This window comes from Mesorhizobium metallidurans STM 2683 (assembly GCF_000350085.1).
Lineage (GTDB): Bacteria > Pseudomonadota > Alphaproteobacteria > Rhizobiales > Rhizobiaceae > Mesorhizobium > Mesorhizobium metallidurans.
Window position 1 is genome coordinate 1 of sequence record NZ_CAUM01000015.1, and the last position, 6,737, is coordinate 6,737.

A 6,737-nucleotide genomic window follows, 5' to 3' on the forward strand; every position below is an offset into this window, starting at 1 on the left:
CCTTAGAAGATACTCCGGCGAGCAACAGAAATCTTGATGAGCGACGACGGCGAGCCTGCGATCGACCGCGCAGCCGCCGTCAGGATTGCTTGTGCCTGGAGCCTGTCAGCCCGCGGCGAAGGCACGGCAACGAAGATCTGCGCGTCGCCGCGTTCGACAAGCAGGAGCACGGATTTCTTGCCCGACCTCCCGTCAAATCCCATCGGTTCGCTGCAAATAGGCCAATGCGATCTCGCGCATCCGCTTGCCGTCGAAGCTCGGCCCATGGCCGCCATGGCCGATGCGGATGGGCAGGTCGAGCAGCCGCTGCATCGTCCGGCGGTAGGCGGCGCGGTCGGAATCCGGCAGGTCGTCGATCAGCATGGCATCGTAGATGGCATCGCCAGCGAAGAACAGGCCGTCCGCCTCGTCGAACAAAGCGATCGAGTCCGGGGAGTGGCCGGGCAAATGCAGCACGCGGAATTGCCGGTCGCCGAGATCGACCACATCGCCCTCGTCGAGGGTGCGTGTCAGCGGCGCCGGCGGAATCCGGTAGTCGGCCGCTTTCCAGCCCGGCTCCGGCAGTTTCGAGACGGCGCCTTCGAGGTCATGGAACATGTGGGCGTAGGTGACCGCCTGATCCATGGTTTCGAACGTCGCGGCACTCATCCTCGGCCCTGCCCGCAACGGGAATTCGTGCAGCGAGCCGACATGGTCGAGGTGGATATGGGTGGCGACGACGATGAGCGGCTTGCCGTCAGGCGTGTCGATCCGCGGCGCCAGCGGGCAGATCCCCATGCCGGTGTCGACGAGCAGATCGGCGTCGCGGCCGCTGAAATGCCAGATATTGGCGCGCACGAAATCATGCACGAACGGCTCGGTGAGCATCGTCGTGCGGGCATCGACTTGCGTCTTGCTGAACCAGTCATCCATCAGGAGATATCCGGCATCAGGAGATATCCGGCATCAGGAGATATCCGGCATCGGAAAAAGCCGGCATCAGACGAACGGCTTCCCGACCTTGTATTTCTCGGGCACCAGTCGTCTGAGATAGGCCATGCCCGCATCCGAGAGCTGGTTGACATCAGGCTTCATGAAATCGTCCGGCATGTGGCGCGTCTTGCCGGCGACATTCTTCAGCGGCACTTTCTTCAGCACGGTTTTCGTGCCGTCATATTGCAGCGCCACCGAGCCGCCGCCCTCTTCCGCCACCTTGACGGCGAAAGCGCCGGCGTCGAAGGCCTCCTGCGCGTCAACGGCGCTGATGGCGCCGACATAGCCGCGCGGCATGTAGCCGAGCGCGTCGACGCGCGCCCGCTTGCCCGGCAGCCCCTCGGCCAGCGCGCGCTCGAGCGCTGCCGGCAGGTCGCTGCCCGAAAGCTTGACGTTGCCATGCGCGTCTCGCTCCAGCTTCTCCGGCGGCACCAGGCTTTCGACCAGCGCCTTGCCGTCGGCGGTGCCGACGCCCTCGGAGACGGCGACGATGCAGCGCTTGTGGCGGTCGAGCGTGGCGCGCACCTCGTCGATGAAGGCGGCGGCCGAGAACGGGCGCTCCGGCACATAGACGAGATGCGGGCCGCTGTCGGGATCAAGCTGCCAGGCGGCTGCGGCGGCGGTGAGAAAGCCGGCATGCCGGCCCATGACGATGCCGACATAGATGCCGGGCAGGGCGCGGAAATCGAGATCGACGGAGAGAAAGGCGCCGGCGACGAACTCGGCCGCGGAGATGAAGCCCGGCGTGTGGTCGTTCTCCTCGAGATCGTTGTCGATGGTCTTCGGCGCATGGACGAAAGCCATCTTGCCGCCGGCGGCGTCGGTCAGGATCTGCTGCGTGCCCGACGTGTCGTTGCCGCCGATATAGATGAAGGCGTCGGCGCCTGCCTTCTTCAGGCCATTGAGGATGATCTCGCAATAGGCGGCGTCCGGCTTGTCGCGCGTCGAGCCAAGGGCAGCGCTCGGCGTCGCCGCGATCAGCCGCAACCGGTCTTCGGGAATGGAGGAGAGATCGGCATAGTTGCCGTCACGAATGCCGCGCACGCCGTGGATGGAGCCCAGGACCTTGGCACCGGGATGCCGCTTGCGGATTTCGAGCGCGGCGCCAACCATGGTCTGGTTGATGACGGCGGTCGGGCCGCCGCCCTGCGCAATCACAAACGTTCCTGACATTCTTCGTTTCTCCCCAGCAGTGGCCTCGCAGGCACATTCGCCTGTCTTGCGGGATCACGCAACGGGAGAGTCTGGTGTCAAAACCCAATCATTCTAAACGACCGAGTTGACCCCAAGCAGAAGCTCGTTCACGCTCGGCTGAATTCACGCCCATGACACGAAGCGCATGTTCCGCTGCAATCGCGTAGCCCTGCCTCATGAAACAGGAAAGGGTTGCTCCTCACAGGTCGCGGCCCTGCGACGGCTGGATGATTGATATATGATTATAATGAACTATAGGGTAGTATAGGAGATATTGGCTATAATCGCCTATAAAGAGGTATACCGTGGACGCCGTTCGAAACCCATTTGCCCCTGGAGCGGGCTCCCAGCCTCCCGAGCTTGCCGGCCGTGACAACATAATTTCGACTGCGGACATCGCATTGCAGCGAGTTCTCGCTGGTAAACCATCGCAATCGCAAATGCTCCTGGGATTGCGAGGCGTAGGCAAGACGGTGCTTCTTAACAAGATTGAGGAGATCGCCGAAGGCCATGGTCACCTCACCTCGTTTGTCGAGGCGCCAGAAGATAGGTCTCTCGTCGAACTCTTGTACCCGCGCGTGCACCAAGTCCTGCGCCGACTGTCCGCTGTGGAGGGCGCGAAGGCAGCGACTTACTCGGCGTTGCGCGCCTTACGTGCGTTTGCGAGTGCCTTCAAGATCGAGGTGGGCGACGTCGCCATTGCCGTCGATCCCGAACCCGGCGTCGCTGATAGCGGCAACATCGAATATGACATCGCGGATCTCTTTTTGCGAGTGGGGCAGGCAGCCCAAGCCGCCGGAGGCGGGTGGACCCTTCTGGTTGACGAAGTGCAGTACCTCTCCGCAGAAGAGCTTGCGGCACTTATTGTCGCTATCCATCGGATCAACCAGAAGTCCCTTCCTGTCCTCTTCTTCGGCGCGGGTTTGCCTCAGATCGCGGCGCTGTCTGGAGATGCGAAATCGTATGCCGAAAGACTGTTTATATTTCCAAAGGTCGATGCGCTTGATATCGCCGCGGCCGAGGAGGCGATCCGACAGCCGGTCGAGGCAGAGGGAGAAACAATCGACCAAGCCGCACTCTCCGCTATTGTGCAGAGCACCAAGGGGTACCCGTACTTCCTTCAGGAGTGGGGCTATCAAGCGTGGAACGCAGCGCAAGCCTCACCGATCAACGCTGACAATGTTGTTGTCGCAGCAACTGCGGCGTTGAAGCGTCTGGACGAAGGGTTCTTCAAAGTCCGGTTTGACAGGCTGACACCGAAGGAGCGCGAGTACGTCATCGCAATGGCCAAGTTGGGGACCGGTCCTTATCGATCCTCGGACGTCGCCGATGTGCTGGGAGAAAAACTCACAGCCCTTGGACCGAGGAGGGCGACGATCATCAACAAGGGCATGATCTACAGCCCCGCGCATGGCGATATCGCCTTCACGGTGCCGATGTTCGAGGAATATCTGAAGCGCCATTGGATGTAGCGCGGCAGCCAGTTGACTGAGTCCGACCTAAAGTATGATCCCGAAAAATGGGACCTGGCTTTCGGAAAAGATCATGCTCAAACAGGAAGATAAAGCGGCCGGAGGCCGGAGGATCAGACGACGACGACCGGGTTCTTCCTGGAGACGCGACTGTAGAGGTCGATGATGTCCTGGTTGATCAGGCGCACGCAGCCCGACGACATCGCCTGGCCGATGCTCCACCATTCCGGCGAGCCGTGGATGCGGTAGCCGGTGTCGCGGCCGTCCTGATAGATGTAGAGCGCACGCGCGCCGAGCGGATTTTCGAGGCCGCCGGGCTGGCCGCCCTGCCACTTCACCAGTTCCGGCTTGCGGGCGATCATTTCCGGCGGCGGCGTCCAGACCGGCCATTCCTTGCCGTACTGGATGTTGGCGCGGCCGGACCAGCGGAAACCGTCCTTGCCGATGCCGACGCCATAGCGGATGGCGTCACCGCCGGGCTGCACCAGGTAGAGCATCCGTTCCTGCAGACGGACGACGATGGTGCCGGGCTGCTCGCCGGTCGGATCGACGACGATCTGGCGGCGGAATTCGGGCTTGACCTTGAGATAGGGCACCTTCGGCACGTTGAAGCCGCCGTCGGTGAGTGCGGCGTACATGACGTCCGGGCTGGTGATGTTCTTGTCGACGCTGATGCTCGGGCGGATGGGAATCGAGCCCGTCGCCGTATCGTCAAGCTGAAGCGACGGCAGGTCGAGCGTCTGGCTGCAACCGGCGACGCCGAGCAGCGCCATGGCGCCGGCGCCGGTCAGCACCGCGCGGCGGGAAAGCTGAATTTCGTTTTCGATTGCATCGCCCTTGTGCGGCGGCACCAGACTTTGCGGCAACTCACGCATCTACCCAAACCCTACGCTGTCGGCGGGAAGCACGGTCCGGCCGGATGGCAGCTATTTTCAGCAATCATGGTTGAAAAAGCGTGAAGAGCCGCCGGTTGGCCTTAACCCTGATTTGCTGGCGCAACTCCCGACACGCCGACCGGCAGGCCGCAAATTTTTGACGTTGCCCCTTTACATCCTCGCGCGCCCAAGGATTTATCCTTTTCCTTGCGCTCAAGGAGACAAATATGTCCTTCGAAAACTGGGCCGCCTTCGCCGCCGCCTCGGCCATCCTTCTCGTCATTCCGGGCCCGACCATTCTCCTGGTGGTGTCTTATGCGCTCGGCCAGGGATGGCGCACCGCACTGCCGATGGCGGTCGGCGTGGCGCTCGGCGACTTTACCGCGATGACGCTGTCGATGCTGGGCATCGGCGCGCTGCTGGCGGCCTCGGCCACGGTGTTCACGGTGCTGAAGGTGATCGGCGCCTTCTATCTGATCTATCTCGGCATCAAGCTGTTCCGCGCCGGCGGCGCGCTCAGGGCCGAACCGCGCACCGATGCGGTGTCCTCAGTCAAGATGATGGCGCATGCCTGGCTGGTCACCGCGCTCAACCCGAAAAGCATCACCTTCTTCGTCGCCTTCCTGCCGCAATTCCTCGACCGGCATGCCGATTTCTGGACGCAGATGCTGATCTTCGAGACGACTTTCCTGGCGCTCGCCTTCGCCAATGCCTTCGGCTACGCGCTGATCGCGGCAAGGGCGCGCAACGTGGTGCGCAATCCCCGGGCGATCCGCATCTTCAACCGCACCGGCGGCACGCTGCTGGTCGGCGCCGGCATCGCCACAATGGCGATGCGCTCCGGCAATTGAGAGTCGGTTTCTGAAACGGTTGGATACGGCCTGTTTTGAAGTGCTGGCGCCGCCCCTCACCTGCCTGCCGGCATCCTCTCCCCGTATAGTGACGGGGAGAGGGGCGCTCTCATCGATGGGTTCGCCAATCATCAGCGTTGTAGGAAGGGTGCCTAGGCTGCGGCCGGCCCACTTCTCCCGTCACTATACGGGGAGAAGTGCCCGGCAGGGCGATGAGGGGCGGCGACTTCGACAGCACGAAAACACCCATCGCAAACCGGCATAACCGGATATGAGAACCTGCATCACCATTTGACACTGAAGCCGAGATTGCCCTCGAGGATGCGCCGCTTGTCGCCGCCGAGATTGGTGGTGTAGTCGCCGGTGGCGAAGATGCTGACCTTGTCCGTCACCTTGGCGACGAGGCCGCCGCCAAACTCGAACGATGTCGAGTCGCCCTCGGTCGAGATATCCGTGCCGTCGAAGTCGACGCGGTCGGTGCCGCCGAAATCGTGCCACAGATTGGCCTTGAGGTAAGGCTGCAGCGCCATGCCGTTCATGACGGTGTCGCCTTGCAGCCGCAGCCCCAGCCGGCCGGTGACGTTGTCGTCGAGGTCGAAGGAGACCGACGAGAAGCTATCTTGCGTACCGTCGAGCGACAAATGCTGCCAGACCAGTTGCGCCTGCGGTTCGAGCGTCCAACCCTCAGCCAGCGCAAAGGGATAGCCGCCTTCGAGCGAAGCGGTAATGCCGGTTCCATCGACATCGATGCCGATGTCGCGGGACGAATTCGCCGTACCGCCAAAGAAGGTTCCCATCACGACGCCGTCCAGATACCAGCCGCTCGGACCGATACGGGTCCAGTAGCCGCCAACGCTGGTGCCGTCGAGATCGATCCCGCCGACGGACAGATTGTTCCATCCCAGTGCCTGGCCGCGCACGTCGCCATTCATGCGACCATAGGCAATGAACAGGCCGGCGCGGTTGATGCCTGAAGCGCTTTCCCAGCCGAATGCATCGAATCCGGCCTGTAGGCCAAATACCGTGCCATCGAAGGATGGCGACACCGTCCCCGACCATGCCATCTCTGCGTCCTGTCCGAAGATACGGTCCCAGACAGGCGACAATTCGGGATTCGACAGCAGGCTTTGCTCGCCGCGCCGCTCGTGGAACGTGCCAAGCGTCGCCATGGCCAGATGCTCGGCAACCGGCGGCACGGCCGAATAGACCGGCACCTCGATGCGATAAAGCTGGATCTCGGCTGCCTCCACCGGCGTCGCTCCCGGCGTTGGCGGCGCGGGCTGGACCGGCGGCGGGCCAGGCAGCGTCGGCACCGGAAGCACAGGCACATCCACCGGCACGGGCGGCGGCGGCGGTTCCGCCGGCGGGCTCGG

6 protein-coding genes are annotated in these 6,737 nt (G+C 62.9%); 2 read left to right on the plus strand and 4 right to left on the minus strand.

Translation table 11 applies throughout. From position 1 onward, the window contains the following. Positions 1–192: 192 nt before the first annotated feature. Entirely contained in the window at positions 193–912 is a 720-nt protein-coding gene (locus MESS2_RS03670; RefSeq protein ID WP_008872729.1) for an MBL fold metallo-hydrolase, read from the minus strand. A gap of 66 nt (positions 913–978) precedes the next feature. Next, positions 979–2,145, minus strand: a complete 1,167-nt coding sequence (locus tag MESS2_RS03675) for a diphosphate--fructose-6-phosphate 1-phosphotransferase (protein ID WP_008872730.1) — start codon at positions 2,143–2,145, stop codon at positions 979–981. 326 nt (positions 2,146–2,471) lie between these two features. Here MESS2_RS03675 and MESS2_RS03680 point away from each other — a divergent pair, with 326 nt between their 5' ends. Beyond that, on the plus strand, positions 2,472–3,638 hold the full coding sequence (locus MESS2_RS03680; protein ID WP_008872732.1) for an ATP-binding protein: 1,167 nt from the start codon (positions 2,472–2,474) through the stop codon (positions 3,636–3,638). A gap of 113 nt (positions 3,639–3,751) precedes the next feature. On the opposite strand, the gene MESS2_RS03685 is transcribed toward MESS2_RS03680, so the two are convergent. After that, positions 3,752–4,513, minus strand: coding sequence for a L,D-transpeptidase (locus MESS2_RS03685; RefSeq protein ID WP_008872733.1), 762 nt, complete (start codon positions 4,511–4,513; stop codon positions 3,752–3,754). Positions 4,514–4,740: 227 nt separating this feature from the next. Here MESS2_RS03685 and MESS2_RS03690 point away from each other — a divergent pair, with 227 nt between their 5' ends. Continuing rightward, complete coding sequence (locus tag MESS2_RS03690) at positions 4,741–5,364, plus strand: LysE family translocator (protein WP_008872734.1); 624 nt, start codon at positions 4,741–4,743, stop codon at positions 5,362–5,364. Positions 5,365–5,648: 284 nt separating this feature from the next. Here the strand turns inward: MESS2_RS03690 and MESS2_RS03695 are convergent. Next, positions 5,649–6,737, minus strand: a 1,089-nt coding sequence (locus MESS2_RS03695) for an autotransporter family protein (RefSeq protein ID WP_040592012.1), incomplete at its 5' end; no start/stop codon positions are given.

Coding starts and splice junctions, on each gene's coding strand:
- MESS2_RS03670 (WP_008872729.1), bottom strand. CDS start 912: ATGGATGACTGGTTCAGCAAGACGCAAGTCGATGCCCGCACGACGATG.
- MESS2_RS03675 (WP_008872730.1), bottom strand. CDS start 2,145: ATGTCAGGAACGTTTGTGATTGCGCAGGGCGGCGGCCCGACCGCCGTC.
- MESS2_RS03685 (WP_008872733.1), bottom strand. CDS start 4,513: ATGCGTGAGTTGCCGCAAAGTCTGGTGCCGCCGCACAAGGGCGATGCA.
- MESS2_RS03690 (WP_008872734.1), top strand. CDS start 4,741: ATGTCCTTCGAAAACTGGGCCGCCTTCGCCGCCGCCTCGGCCATCCTT.